Raw genomic sequence first — 12,087 nt, forward strand, 5'->3', positions numbered from 1 at the left:
GCGGGACCGGCGGCGCTGCGCGTCCGGTCAGGGGATGTCGCGGCGGGTCCTCGGCGCCCGGCGTCGGCGAGCCGGCCGGAACGCCGTCGGGCGCCGCGCCCGCCCGACGAGGTCGGCGTAGAGACGGACGTGCTGCTCGACCATGGCATCGGCGCTCAGGTGGGCGCGACTCCACGCGCGGGCCCTCGCCGCCAGGTCGGCCGCGAGACCGGGATCGCTCAGCAGCCGTTCGACGCCGTCGGCCAGCGCCTCCGGGTCGGCCGGAGGCACGAGCAGGCCACGGCCGTCGAGAAGCTCGCCGGTGCCGCCGACATCCGTCGCGACGACCGGACGGCCGGCCGCCATCGCCTCCATGACGGCGTTGCTCATGCCCTCCTCGAGCGAGGCCAGGGCCACGACGTCGGCCCGCGCCAGCAACGGCCCGACGTCGGTGCGGACGCCGAGGAAGCGGACGTCGATGCCCAGCCGTGCGGCCTGGCCCTCCAGCGCGGGTCGCTCGGGCCCGTCGCCGACGAGGACGAGGGTGCAGGCCGAGCCGCGCGACCGCAGTCGTGCGACGGCGTCCAGGAGGTACCGGTGACCCTTGTACGCGATGAGGTTGCCCACGCACAGGACGACGGGCGACGGAGCCGGGACGGCCGCCGGGGCCACGGGATCGAACGCCGAGGCGGGCAGCCCGTTGCGGACCACGGTGATCTTGGAGCGGCGGACCCATCCGTCGCGGAGCGCGTCCTCGGCGACGAGGCGGGCGTTCGCCACCAGGTGATCCGTCATCCGCGTCGCCACCGCCTCGACGACCCGCAGCAGCGGGCGGGTCCGGACGAAGCCGGCCAGACCGCGGCGCCCCGCCACGAGCACCGGCGTCCCGGCCAGCCGAGCGGCCGGCGCGGCGGTCACGTAACTGTGGAAGAGGAACGCGTGCAGCGCCTGTGGGCGGGTGCGGCGCAGGTGGCCGACCAGCCGCACGAAGGCGGCGACGTTTCCGGCGAGCATCCGCGGGCCCGCCGGCCTGCGCCGGAAGCCGAGATGCTCGACGGGGACACCGCGGGCACGGAGCTCGTCCTCCCGAGGGCCGCCCTCGAACATCACCAGCACGCGCGCGTCGACGCCCCGGGCGCGCAGCCCGTCCGCGAGGAGGACCACCTGCTTCTCGGTGCCGCCGAGACCGAGCTGGCCGATCAGCAGGAAGACCCGCCCGAGCCGGGCCGCGGCCGCGCCGCGGGGCTCGGCCGGGACCGAGATCGGATCGTCGGCGCGCGGCTTCATCTCCTCCGGATTCTCCGCGACGCGGCGGCTTTCCGCCGTCCGGCCCCGCGTGTCGCCAGAACTGTTGAGAAGGTATTTGTCGAACCATTTCAGAAGCGTTGATCGCGACCTGATCGCCCGCCATTCGCAGCCTGATACACAGATGACGTCGGCGCGGAATCCCTGGTGGCCAACGACGAAAAAGGCGCGGTATTGATGATCAAAGCACCCTTGCGGCGCAGTGGTTGGGTCCTGGCCGATTACGGGGTCTCCGCCGCGACCAACATGCTGCTGACCGTCATGGTGGCGCGAAATGTCACGCGCGCCGAGTTCGGCGTGTTCGCCGTGCTGTACGGCTATTACGTCCTCGTCGTCGAGTTGTCGCGGGCGACCTTCAGCGAACCGCTGCTGGTCCGCGTCTCCGGCGCGTCGCACGACAGACGGCATCTGGCCGACAGCGCCGGTGCCGCGGCGGTCTTCGGCGCCGTGGCCGCGACGGTCCTCATCCCGCTGTCCCTCATGGTGCGCGGCGGCCTGGACCCCGCGGCCGTGATCCTGGCGCTGGCGCTGCCCGGCCTGTTGGTCCAGGACGCGCTGCGCGTGGGGTTCATCGCGCTCGGACAGGGCGCGAAGTCTCTGGCGAACGACCTGTTCTGGGGCGCGTCGCAGGCCGTGGCGCTGGTCCTGCTGTTCACCGCCGGCGCCGGGCTGGTGTGGGCGCTGACGATGTGGGCGGGCGCCGGGCTGGCGGCGGCCGTGCTCGGCATGGCCCAGGCCGGCGTCGTGCCGCGCTGCACCGCCGTACGTGGATGGTGGCGCGACTACGGGAGGCTGTCCCGCCCGTACGCGGTCGAGGTCGCCGTCATCGCGACCGCCGCCTACGCGGGCACGCTCGCCGTCAGCGTGGTGGCGGGCGTCGCGGCCGTGGGCGCCCTGCGGGCCGGGAACACGCTGCTGGGACCGGTCGGTCTGGTCTGCGCCGCCGGACGCACCATCGCGATCTCGGAATGCCGCCGGGCGATCACCCACTCGCCGAGCCGGCTCGTGCCGACGATGCTGGTGATCGGCGGAAGTCTGGCCACGGTGGCCGTCTGCTGGGGGCTCATCATTCTGTCGCTGCCGCCGAGCCTGGGCGACCGGTTGGTGGGGAGTTCCTGGACCACCGCGCGTGTCGTGCTGCCGCCGCTCGTCGCCGTCCAGTTCGTCAGCACCATCGTCATGACGATGGGCGGTGCGATGCGGGCCCTCGAAGCGGTCCGCCAGCAGTTCACCCTGCGGATCCTGGGCGGGGCACTGGCGTTCCTCGGCCCGACGATCGGCGCGGCCTGGCACGGCGCGTTCGGCGCCGCGGTCGGCCTGGCCACGCTCAACGCGCTCGGGTGCGTCCTGACCTTCCTCGTCTTCGTCCGTATCCTGGCCCGGCGCCGGGCGGAGAAGCCTCACTCACCGGGCTCTCCGGTCCCGGTCACCGAACAGGCCGAGGTGTCGTAGAAGCGCCGCGCCTCGAGCGGCTCCGGAGCGCGGACCTGGCTGAAGACCCGCCCGGTGAGGCCCTCGAGGATGCCGATGACCTGCTGCAGGCACCAGGCGGCGCGGCGACGACGCCCCGTCGCCAGGAAGAAGACGACGCCTCCCATCTCGCGGACCAGGATGGGGGCGATCAGGCGGGGCCCGTAGTGACGACGGTAGACCCGCCCGGCTCCTCGCGCGTAGTGCCGGCATTTCACCCGGTAGAGGAGGTCCTCAGGAGTGCCGTTGTAGCCGGTCTCGTAGACGGCGATCGCAGGGTCGAAGAGGATCGTCCAGCCGGCCCGCAGGCCGCGCAGCAGCAGATCGAGGCCGGCCGTCGACTGCCAGGGGGTCGGATTGCCGACGCCGAGCGTCTCGTCGAATCCGCCGACGCCGCGCAGGAACCCCGCGCGGAAGAAGCATCCCGCCTCGATCGTGTTGGTGCGGACCGTCGCCTTCGTCAGGACGGTCCGCCGGTCGCCGCAGATCCGGTGGCTGCGATGGCCGCCGGGAAAGTTCACCGCGCCGGATACGACGCCGATGTGGTCGCCGGTGGCGAAGGCGGCGGCGGCGTTCGCGAGGGCGTCGGGGGCGAGGCGGACGTCGTCGTCGGGGAAGGTGGCGATGTCGTAGTCGTCGTCGAGGGCGGCCAGGCCGGTGTTGCGTCCGAGCGAGGCGCCGCGGGCGGAGGTGAGGCGGCGCAGGGGGAGGCGGTCGCGCCAGGTGTCGATGACGTCGGCGGTTCTGGTGTCGGTGCTCTGGTCGACGACGATGACGTGGCTGGGTGGCAGGGTCTGGTCGGCCAGTGACCGCAGGAGCGTGTCCAGGTGGACCGGCCGGCCGACCGTGGCGACCACGCATGCCATCCGTGGCTGTGAGGACATGTCTCGATGATCGGCGGGTGGGCGGGGGACCGGCCGCCGCCCCGGCGGCGGCGGACCCTCTTTTGCGGCGGAGGTTACCGCTTCATTGCCCGGTCCTTCACCGCCCCGTCCGGCCCGTGAGCCGGAGCGCCGTCGCGGAAACGGCGTTGTTCGAGCGGCTCGGGCATGGCGGAGTAGGGAAGGACGTGACCCGTCAGCCCCTCGGCCCGGCCCAGTGCCCGCTGCCAGTGCCAGCGGGCCTCGGCGCCGCGCCCCGTGACCGAGCACAGCAGGAGGCCGCCGAGCGGGCGGAGCACGCTGGTGAGCTGACGGCGAATCCCGTGGTGCCGGCGGTGGACCCGCCCGGTGCCGCGCGCGTAGTGGCGCGCCTTCGCCCGGCACCTCGGCTCGGCCGGTCCGTCCTCATCGCACGTCTCATGCACCGCGATCGCCGGGTCGAAGAGGATCGTCCAGCCGGCTCGCAGGCCGCGCAGCAGCAGATCCGTCCCTTCCCCGGACTGCCAGGGGGTGGGGTTGCCGACGCCGAGCGTCTCGTCGAATCCGCCGACGGATCGCAGGAACGCCGACCGTACGCTGGTGGCGCCTTCGGCGGCGACCCAGACCGTTCTCTCGGTGAGCGGCGTCGGACGGGCCGGGGCCTTTTGCCGGTCGAGGCGGCCGGACGGGGTGATCAGAGCGCCGGATACGGCGCCGATCTGGTGGCCGGTGGCGAAGGCGGCGGCGGCGTTCGCGAGGGCGTCGGGGGCGAGGCGGACGTCGTCGTCGGGGAAGGTGGCGATGTCGTAGTCGTCGTCGAGGGCGGCCAGGCCGGTGTTGCGTCCGAGCGAGAGGCCGCGGGCGGAGGTGAGGCGGCGCAGGGGGAGGCGGTCGCGCCAGGTGTCGATGACGTCGGCGGTTCTGGTGTCGGTGCTCTGGTCGACGACGATGACGTGGCTGGGTGGCAGGGTCTGGTCGGCCAGTGACCGCAGGAGCGTGTCCAGGTGGACCGGCCGGCCGACCGTGGCGACCACACAGGCGATCCGTGGCTGTGCGGACATGTCAGGCATCGCCTCGCTTCCGGAAGGTCCAGGTCCGATTTATCGCGTAACTCAGGGGCGGGCTCATCAGGATGATCAGCGCCTGCGCCACCAACAGGGGAACCCCGCCGAACTCCACCAGGATCGGCAGGCCGATGACGGACGCCGCGAGGAAGCCGAGCCCGACCGCGTAGAACCGCATGAAGCCGGGCAGCCAGTCGTCATCGGAGATCTTGAAGATCGCCAGCCGGTACATCGGATAGACGATCAGGGCGGTGACGAAGTGGCTGGCGACCACCACGAACAGGTAGGGCACCTCGTCACGGACGGCCAGCAGCCCGACGCAGAGAATCGCGTAGTACACGACGGCGGTGACCCCGCCCGCCAGCAGATAGGTGACGCGCTCGCCGAAGAGTTCTGAGATCCAGGCCCAGCGCGCGGCACGGGTTCTCAGCGGGGTCCGGCCGTTCGATCGCGACATGGCACGCTCACTCCGGGTGTGGCTCACGAACGGGTGGACGACGGGGCGGCCGATTTGAGGTACCGGGCGGCGGCCGGTCCGGTGTTGACGATGAGGTCGAGAACGCTCACCTGGTGGTCGAACGGCGGGTGGATCTGGGGATACTCCGGGTACCCGGAATAGTCGAACCAGTGGACGCCGATCCCGGCGTCGTGGAAGAGGCTCTCGTCGAGATAGGCGCGGGCCGCCGGGCCCGTCACGTACTCGTCGGCACCGGCCTTCCGGCACAGATCCACCACGCGCTCGGTCCTGGACCCCGTCGGGTGGTAGTCCTCGGCCCGGGTGAACCCGGCCCGGATCCCGAGAATGTCGCAGACGCCTTCGAGGAAGTGCCGGTTGATCGCGGACAGCCGAAGGCTCTCGCAGCTCTCGTACAGTCGTTCCAGGACCGGTGCCGTGTCCGCCCAGTACGGGGCCTTGCGATAGGCGTCGGTGAGGACCCGCCAGTGCTTGAGACGCCAGTCCGGGTCGCCGGCCACCACCTCGTTGATCGGCCGGTTCAGTGGGCCGCGGACGATCGGGATCGAGAGCCATCGGACGCCGGTCGCCGTCTTCACGCGGTTGCGATTGCGCCAGCTACCGGTCGTGAACTGCACGTTGTCGAGCAGGATGAACTCATCGACCGCGGCGATCAGATCGAAGTAGCCTTTCCACGGGACGTAGTTCGACTGCACTATCGCGACGCGTTTCACGCCATCCACCCCTCTTGTGACCGCTGGGACACGACTTCGGGGACCCGCATCTGACCCGTGCTCGCGCCGGTCGCGCCGACCTCTGTTCGCACCACATACGTGGGCCGGCCCATGCCGCCGGAGTGGAGCCGGCCCAGATACTCGCCGAGGACCCCGATGCCGAGCATCTGCGCGCTCGAGAACAGCGCGATCATCGAGGCGATACTGGTGAACCCGGCGACGCTCGTGTGGCCGGCGAAGTAACTCCACAGGACGAGGCCGAACAGACAGGCTCCGAATCCGCCCGCGAGCAGCCCGAGGTAGCTCACGATTCGCAGCGGCGTCGAACTGTACGCGACGACCACGTTGACGGCCTGGCGCAGTAGCGTACGCAGCGTGTAGCCGGACCTTCCTTCGCTGCGCTGCTCCATGCGCACCTCGACGTCCTGGACCCTCCTCGTGCACCAGGACAGGACGACGTCGACGCAGACGAACGGACCGGTCACGTCGTCCAGCCCGCTCCGCAGGAACGCGCGGAACGCGCGAAACGCGCTCAGCGACCTGGCGTCTCGCGCGCCGAGCGGTCCGGAGAGCCCGAGCTTGAACAACTGGGAGGAGAGATTGCGCAGAATGCCGTGCTCCTCCTCACGCGGGTGCCCGTACACGAGATCGACCTCGTCGGTGAGCGCGGCCAGCAGGCGCGGAATCTCCTCCGGCGGGTGCTGCAGGTCGTCGTCCATGGTCACGATGACGTCATGCACGGCGGCGCGTACTCCGGCGATGGTGGCGTTGTGCTGGCCGTAGTTGCGCGCCAGCCGGATGGCGCGGACCTCCGGGTGGTCCCGCGCGAGTTCCGCCGCGACCTCCCACGTGTCATCCGGGCTGCCGTCGACCACCAGCACGACCTCGTATCCGATGGCAGCCGCCGGCAGGACGGTGGCGAGCCGACCGACGAGCGACGGCAGGGTCCGGGCTGATCGATAGCACGGAACGACTACGGAAACGAACACCGTTACCTCGCAGGATTACCGTTCGGGAGCCTGAGGGGCGCGCTAAAGGCGCACTATGATCGTGAAGTCGAATCCGTTGTAGTCGTGGAGGAGTGCGACGTTGCGCGAGAAGTTGCGCTTGCAGTGGTCGAAGTACAGCAGCGGGTCCCCGTAATAGAGATCGTCCCGCATGTGCTCCGGATCGGAGTACGACGTGAGCATGTTGAAGGCGAAGCCTTTCTTGCTCACCGCCGCCATGCGCCCGACCTCCTCGATGACGTACCGCTCCCAGGTGTCGGAGTCGCAGTCGAGTTTGATGTTGAAGATACCGCTGGCCACGGTGTAGTCGGCCACGTCGAGCTCGCCGTAGTCACCGGTGAAACGTATCCGCGTGTCGCTCGCGTAAAGTGATTCACCTACGGTCCGCATCGCTTTCGATATATCGAATCCGCAGTAGGCGAAGTCGGTCCAGCGGGTCGCCAGGAACTCCACCAGTGCGCCGTATCCGCTACCGTAATCGTTGATGGAGAACGCCGTGTCGCCGTCGACGACCTTGACGAGTTGCTCGAAGCGGGTCGTCTGTGCGCTCGGAGTAGTGAAATCCACGCCGTAATGGGTCGCACCGTGCGTCTTTATCTTGTCCTCGAAGTAGGCCTCGACATCCCGCAGTAGTTCCTGCATCTCGCTCCTTTTGTCCGAGTTATCGATGAGTTGCTCGCAATCAGAGCGGCCGGATCCGCCGATGTAGATATCCTAAGCAATGGATTCGCGGCGACCGGCGTGTCCTATCGCCTGGTGCGCAAATAGGTCATTCGATCTCGGGCAGTGATCGGCAAAGACGCCGCCACCATGATGCTGCGGATGAGAAGCGCGTGCGATCGTGGTATCGCCACCGCGCCGAACCGGGGGGAGCCGGCTTCATGAAGGCATTGGTCTTGGCCGGAGGGCGAGGCACCCGCCTACGTCCGCTCACCCATACCTCGGCGAAGCAACTCGTGCCGGTGGCGAACCGGCCGGTGCTCTTCTACGGTCTGGACGCGATCCGCGAAGCGGGGATCACGGAGACCGCCATCGTCATCGGGGACACCGGTGACGAGGTCCGAGCCGCGGTCGGTGACGGATCGGACTTCGGGCTGAAAGTGTCCTACATTCAGCAGGAAGCGCCGCTGGGACTCGCGCATTGTGTCGTCATCGCGCGGGAATTCCTCGGTGATGACGACTTCGTGATGTATCTCGGCGACAACCTCCTCATCGGCGGGATAGCGGATCTGGTGGCCGCCTTCCAGTCGAGCGCCTACGCGGCACAGCTCCTGCTCAGCAGGGTCCCGGAGCCGCAGTTCTACGGTGTCGCCGAACTCGACGCCGACGGGGCCATCCTCAGCCTCCAGGAGAAACCGGATGCGCCGCGGAGCGACCTCGCCATCGTCGGGGTGTACATGTTCTCGCCGGTCGTGCACGAGGCGGTGCGGGCCATCACCCCGTCGGCGCGCGGAGAACTGGAGATAACCGATGCGATCCAGTGGTTGATCAACCGCGACCACAAGGTGCATTCGTATCTGGTCAGCGGGTACTGGAAGGACACCGGCCGGCTGCGGGACATCCTCGAGTGCAACCGTATCCTGCTGGAGCGGGTCGAGGCTCGTACGGACGGCACCATCGGAGGGCGTTCGGAGATCGAGGGACGGGTCGTCGTCCATCCGGGCGCCGTCGTCGAGGACTCCGTCCTGCGCGGACCGATCGTCATCGGGTCCGGGACCAAGGTGGTCCGCTCCTACATCGGGCCGTTCACCTCCATCGCGGAGGACTGCGTGATCGAGGACGCGGAGATCGAGTACTCCATCGTCCTCGGGAGCTCCACCATCCGGAGCGTGCCACGCATCGAGCACTCGCTGATCGGACGGGACGTCGAGGTGACGGGCGCGTCGCGCGTCCCCAACGCCCACCGGCTCATGGTGGGCGATCACAGTAAGGTGCAGCTACGGGCATGAGGTTTCTCGTCACCGGCGGGGCCGGTTTCATCGGATCGAGTTATGTTCGCGCGCTGCTGCGCGGTGCCTATCCGGGCTTCGAGGACGCCAAGGTCACCGTTCTGGACAAGCTCACCTACGCCGGCCGGCCGGAGAACCTGTCGGCGCTGGCGGGGCATCCGGAGCTCACCTTCGTACGCGGCGACATCGCGGACGGTGACCTGCTGGAGCGGCTGGTCCCCGGCCACGACTTCATCGTCAACTTCGCCGCGGAAACCCACGTCGACCGATCGATCGGCGCCGCCGCGGACTTCGTCCACACGAACGTGCTCGGCACGCAACGGCTCCTCCAGGCGGCCCTAGAGTCAGGGGTCCAGACGTTCGTCCAGGTCTCCACCGACGAGGTGTACGGGTCGATCGACGAAGGGTCCTGGGTGGAGACGGATCCCCTCCTGCCCAACTCTCCCTACTCCGCGTCGAAGGCCGGCGCGGACCTGCTCTGCCGCGCGTACCACCAGACGTACGGCCTCGACGTCCGGGCCACCCGCTGTTCGAACAACTACGGCCCGCGGCAGTTCCCGGAGAAGATCATCCCTCTCTTCGTGACGAACCTGCTCGACGGACGGAGGGTCCCGCTGTACGGCGACGGGCGCAACGTACGGGAGTGGCTGCACGTCGCCGACCACTGTCGCGGCATCCAGCTCGTGCTCCAGAAGGGGTCGCCGGGGGAGACGTACAACATCGGCGGCGGTGTCGAGCTGACCAACGCCGACCTCGCCCGGCGGCTGCTCGCGGCGCACGGGGCGGGCTGGGAGATGGTCGAGTACGTGCCCGACCGGCCGGGCCATGACCTTCGCTACTCCGTCGACACGACGAAGATCCGCGGGCTCGGCTACCGGCCCGAGGTCGACTTCGACGAGGGGCTCGCCGAGGTCGTGCGCTGGTACGCCGAGAACGAGGCGTGGTGGCGGCCCCTCACCTCGCGCGCCGGGCGGGCTCAGATCTCGTAGACGGCCCAGTCACCCGCCGCGTACCGCAGGCGCGCGACCCGGTCGAGCCCGGGTGCCGGCGGGTCCTCCCGCCGGTCGACGAACAGCCAGCGCACGCCGTACCGGTCGCGCAGCCGTCGCACCGTGCCGGGCGACGGGTGATGGAAGGCGGCGTCGTCGTCCGCCAGCCGCCGGCCGTCCCAGAACGGTACGGAGGCGTCGTCGACGTGCTCCTTCGCCGCCCTGTCCTGCGTCCTCATCTCGTAGATCCAGGTCTCCACGAGGAGGCGTCGCTCGGTGTAGGCGGCCACCGAGAAGTGGTTCAGGTCGCAGACGCGGGCGTCGGACGCGGTGCAGATCGCGTTCGTCGCGACGACGTCGTCCGGGCGTGAGTGGTCACGGAGCCAGCGCCCCGCTTCGACGGTCCCCGGTGGTACGACGGTCGTCGGCGACCCGGCGGAGACGTTGTGCCACGTCTCCTTCACGTGGGCGACGCTGGCGGGCACCGCCAGGCCCATGACGAACGCGGCGACCACCCCCGGCGACATCGCCCGCAGCGCGAGGCGCCGGCGTCCGGCCACGAGCAGCGTCACCGCGAGGGTGGCGATGAGGAGCACGAGCACGGTGACGGGGCCGACGATCCGTCGCACCATCTCGTCGGCCTCGGGCCTGGCCGTTCCGTCCAGCCGGCGGACGGTCAGGATGACGGCGATCCCACCGGCCAGCGCGCCCACCAGGGCCGGTACCGAACGCGACCGGGCGATGTCCGGGCGGGGGAGCACGGCCGCCAGTCCGTGGACCGCGGCGAGACACAGGTACGGCGTCGCGCCGTACAGGAAGTAACGCTGGGAGCTGCCCGGAAAGCGGAGGACCACGCCTGCCGCGAACCCGGCCGCCCCGATTCCGAGGAGCAACAGAACCGGCGCGTCGAGCAGCGTCCTGGGCCGTAGCCCGAGCAGGAACACCCCGATCCAGAAGCAGCCCAGTCCGAACACGCAGGCCACGACGACCGCGAGCTTCAGCGTAAGAGAGGGCTCGGCCGTCGAGCCGATGTCCGCGGCGAGCGTGCTGAAGACCGAGAGAGGGTGGACGACCAGCCCGTCGGAGGCCCCACCGTAGATCACGATCTGCGCGAAGACCAGGGCCGCCGTGACCATGAGGACGGCGATGACGGCGGGCCGGTGCAGCCGCCGTCGTGCGAGCAGGGTCACGGCCGACACGACGATCAGGCCGGCGAAGAGCATCGGCAGGAAGACCGACTTCGCCCCCGACGTCGCCGTGATCAGGATGGCGAACATCGTCCAGGGACCCTTCCCGGACCTCGACTGCCGGAGGATCGTGACGAGGAGGAGGACCACGGAGGCGAACAGCATCACGCCGAACGTCTGGGTGGGGCTGCACCAGGGGACGCTGTACCGCAGCACGAAGTCGGCCCCCAGGCCCGGTGCCCACGCGCACGGGTTCGGGCACAGCGCGAACAGCGCGAGTCCGGGGGCCACGAGCGCCGGCCACCAGCGGCCGGTGAGCCGGCGCGCGATCGCCGCGAACAGCAGGACCGTGGCCGCCAGGACCGGGAGCAGGAAGAGGCGGTACAACAGGGTCTCGGACTCGATCCCCGTCACCCAACTCGTCGCCGCCATGTCGGCGTACACGAACCAGTGATACTGAAGCGGTTCGCCGAGCACGAACGGTGAGGTCGGCGGGACGTGGTGCTTGAGCTCGCCCACCACGCTGAGGTGGAAGAGCATGTCCACGTAGGGCCGCGCGTGCCCGGACCAGGCCAGCCGGTGCGCCCTGAAGAAGGAGGTGGCGCTCGCGACCACGGTCAGTGCGACGAACGTGGCCAGACCCCACGAGAACGCGATCGGGGCCCGGTCGGCGCGGTCCGCCCCTCTCCAGTACGGACGAAGCGCCGGCACCATGACGAAGGCGACGATCGTCGCGACCGGCCAGGCGAGCACCAGCAGCGGCAGCCCGGCCCACCGGGCGGGGACGTAGGCGAGAACGGTCATCCCGTGCCCGAGTGCGGTGCCGAGCGCCACGTCCTCGGCGAGACCGGCCGCGTGACCGCGAAGGGCGCGGGCGAGGAGGGTCCCCGGCACCGCCACGCCGAGAACGGCGAACGCGCCGAACGCGACCGTCTGCCGAGCGGCGACGCCATAGTGGTACGAAACCGCGACGGCGAGTGCGAGTGTGAGCGCGGCCGGAATCCAGCCTGATCGGAGGACCTCGCGGGACTTCGAGGTCTCGTTCCCGACCCGCCTCGACATCTGGACCGTTGTCCCCGGTGCCACTGC

Annotated in this window: 11 protein-coding genes; 3 read left to right on the plus strand and 8 right to left on the minus strand. The window is 69.9% G+C overall.

Going from position 1 to position 12,087, the window contains the following annotated elements; genetic code table 11:
* Positions 1-27 precede the first annotated feature (27 nt).
* Entirely contained in the window at positions 28-1,266 is a 1,239-nt protein-coding gene (locus AB0K82_RS13370; protein WP_364396138.1) for a glycosyltransferase, read from the minus strand.
* A 195-nt stretch (positions 1,267-1,461) separates the two neighbouring features.
* On the opposite strand from AB0K82_RS13370, the gene AB0K82_RS13375 reads away from it, so the two are divergent.
* Positions 1,462-2,736 carry a hypothetical protein gene (locus AB0K82_RS13375; RefSeq protein ID WP_364396140.1) on the plus strand — a complete coding sequence of 425 codons (1,275 nt, stop codon included), beginning with the start codon at positions 1,462-1,464 and terminating at the stop codon, positions 2,734-2,736.
* Here AB0K82_RS13375 and AB0K82_RS13380 read toward each other — a convergent pair.
* The 6 genes from AB0K82_RS13380 to AB0K82_RS13405 all read right to left on the minus strand — a co-directional run bounded on the left by AB0K82_RS13380 (position 2,685) and on the right by AB0K82_RS13405 (position 7,515).
* Positions 2,685-3,638 (minus strand): glycosyltransferase family A protein, encoded by a 954-nt coding sequence (locus tag AB0K82_RS13380; protein WP_364396142.1) that lies wholly within the window; start codon positions 3,636-3,638, stop codon positions 2,685-2,687. The two genes, AB0K82_RS13375 and AB0K82_RS13380, sit on opposite strands and share 52 nt — an antisense overlap.
* Before the next feature lie 74 nt (positions 3,639-3,712).
* Positions 3,713-4,675, minus strand: coding sequence for a glycosyltransferase (locus tag AB0K82_RS13385; RefSeq protein ID WP_364396144.1), 963 nt, complete (start codon positions 4,673-4,675; stop codon positions 3,713-3,715).
* 1 nt (position 4,676) lies between these two features.
* Positions 4,677-5,135 carry a GtrA family protein gene (locus AB0K82_RS13390; RefSeq protein ID WP_364396146.1) on the minus strand — a complete coding sequence of 153 codons (459 nt, stop codon included), beginning with the start codon at positions 5,133-5,135 and terminating at the stop codon, positions 4,677-4,679.
* A 23-nt stretch (positions 5,136-5,158) separates the two neighbouring features.
* Positions 5,159-5,866: a WbqC family protein gene (locus AB0K82_RS13395; RefSeq protein ID WP_364396148.1), complete on the minus strand. Its 708-nt coding sequence runs from the start codon at positions 5,864-5,866 to the stop codon at positions 5,159-5,161.
* On the minus strand, positions 5,863-6,855 hold the full coding sequence (locus tag AB0K82_RS13400; RefSeq protein WP_364396150.1) for a glycosyltransferase family 2 protein: 993 nt from the start codon (positions 6,853-6,855) through the stop codon (positions 5,863-5,865). Before AB0K82_RS13400 ends, AB0K82_RS13395 begins: the two co-directional genes overlap by 4 nt.
* A gap of 42 nt (positions 6,856-6,897) precedes the next feature.
* A complete protein-coding gene (locus AB0K82_RS13405; protein WP_364396152.1) occupies positions 6,898-7,515 on the minus strand; it encodes a class I SAM-dependent methyltransferase in 618 nt (205 codons plus the stop codon).
* Positions 7,516-7,754: 239 nt separating this feature from the next.
* Here AB0K82_RS13405 and AB0K82_RS13410 point away from each other — a divergent pair, with 239 nt between their 5' ends.
* Both AB0K82_RS13410 and rfbB read left to right on the plus strand, forming a co-directional pair.
* The gene (locus AB0K82_RS13410; RefSeq protein WP_364396154.1) at positions 7,755-8,822 is read left to right on the plus strand and encodes a glucose-1-phosphate thymidylyltransferase; all 1,068 of its coding nucleotides are present in this window, start codon (positions 7,755-7,757) and stop codon (positions 8,820-8,822) included.
* Positions 8,819-9,811 (plus strand): dTDP-glucose 4,6-dehydratase, encoded by a 993-nt coding sequence (gene rfbB / locus AB0K82_RS13415; RefSeq protein ID WP_364396156.1) that lies wholly within the window; start codon positions 8,819-8,821, stop codon positions 9,809-9,811. The genes AB0K82_RS13410 and rfbB overlap by 4 nt, the downstream gene beginning before the upstream one ends.
* On the opposite strand, the gene AB0K82_RS13420 is transcribed toward rfbB, so the two are convergent.
* Positions 9,799-12,084 carry a hypothetical protein gene (locus AB0K82_RS13420; protein WP_364396158.1) on the minus strand — a complete coding sequence of 762 codons (2,286 nt, stop codon included), beginning with the start codon at positions 12,082-12,084 and terminating at the stop codon, positions 9,799-9,801. The genes rfbB and AB0K82_RS13420 overlap by 13 nt on opposite strands.
* Positions 12,085-12,087: the final 3 nt, after the last annotated feature.

The sequence above is a fragment of the Actinoallomurus sp. NPDC052274 genome, from assembly GCF_040679475.1.
Lineage (GTDB): Bacteria > Actinomycetota > Actinomycetes > Streptosporangiales > Streptosporangiaceae > Actinoallomurus > Actinoallomurus liliacearum.